Source organism: Granulicella mallensis, assembly GCF_014203225.1.
GTDB classification, from domain to species: Bacteria; Acidobacteriota; Terriglobia; order Terriglobales; family Acidobacteriaceae; genus Granulicella; species Granulicella mallensis_A.
Genome location: NZ_JACHIO010000052.1, coordinates 1 through 1,007 on the forward strand (window position 1 = coordinate 1; position 1,007 = coordinate 1,007).

The window sequence follows — 1,007 nt, forward strand, 5'->3', positions numbered from 1 at the left end:
CTAGACCATTTTACCTTTAGGTGTAGTTTCCGAACCGGAGTCTGAGCCATGCTTTTGCGTCTTGTGGTGTGATGGTCTGTAGAGCTTGAGCGGTGGCGTGTTCGAGTTGCGGCATGGCTCGAGCGGCGAGTGCGCGGAGGCGGGCTTTGAGTTTGGACCAGGCTTTTTCGATAGGGTTCAGATCCGGCGAGTAGGGCGGCAGGTAGAGCACGGATGCCCCGCAGGCCTCGATGCGTTCACGTACGCCGTCGACCTTGTGTGCGCTGAGGTTGTCCATGACGACCACATGACCGGGACGCAGCTTCGGGCACAGCACCTGGTCGAGGAAGGCCAGGAAAACGTCGCCGTCTGTGGCGGACTCGACGGTCATGGCTGCGAGCATGCCGGTGTGGTCCATGGCGCCAAGGATCGTGAGGATCTTCCAGTGGCCGCCGGGAACCCGGTCGCGGATGCGACGGCCTTTCGGAGCACGGCCGTAGAGTCGCGTCATCTGCGTCGAGACGCCGCTTTCATCAACATAAATCAGGTCTTCGGCCGCGATCGAGCCGATGGTCTGGAGGTGGACTTCGCGCCTGTCGAGGTTCTCTTCGGTGTCGCGCTCAATGGCATGGAGTGACTTTTTTTGAGCCGCAGACCTAGCTTGGCGAGGATACGCCACAGATGCACGGTGCTGGCCTGCACGCCCTGCTCGGCGGCCCTCTGCCGCAACTCTACCAGGACGATGTCAGGTTGCGCCTCGACCAGACGCCGGATCAACCCGGTATCGATGCGGCTGGCAGCCCGCCGCTGAGGAACCCGCTTATAACTCCCGCTTTGACGCTGGGCAGCGGCGATCTTCAACACCCAGCCGTAGCTCACATCGAAGCGCTGAGCCAACTCACGCATCGTGCCCTTGCCGGACCCATAGGACGACAACACCTTGCGCCGAAGATCATCGCTATACGCTCGCGCCATCTCCTAACAATCACCCAAACCCAAACAATTGAAAAGTATCTAGATCTATACCC

2 protein-coding genes are annotated in these 1,007 nt (G+C 60.4%); both read right to left on the reverse strand.

What is annotated here, in order from left to right; genetic code table 11:
• Positions 1-16 precede the first annotated feature (16 nt).
• Positions 17-604 (reverse strand): IS630 family transposase, encoded by a 588-nt coding sequence (locus HDF15_RS25460; RefSeq protein ID WP_311733211.1) that lies wholly within the window; start codon positions 602-604, stop codon positions 17-19.
• Positions 523-954 (reverse strand): IS630 transposase-related protein, encoded by a 432-nt coding sequence (locus HDF15_RS26140; protein WP_184261270.1) that lies wholly within the window; start codon positions 952-954, stop codon positions 523-525. The genes HDF15_RS25460 and HDF15_RS26140 overlap by 82 nt, the downstream gene beginning before the upstream one ends.
• Positions 955-1,007: the final 53 nt, after the last annotated feature.

Bases quoted from the DNA above. Each gene is read 5' to 3' on its own strand.
- HDF15_RS26140 (WP_184261270.1), bottom strand. From the start codon at position 954: ATGGCGCGAGCGTATAGCGATGATCTTCGGCGCAAGGTGTTGTCGTCC.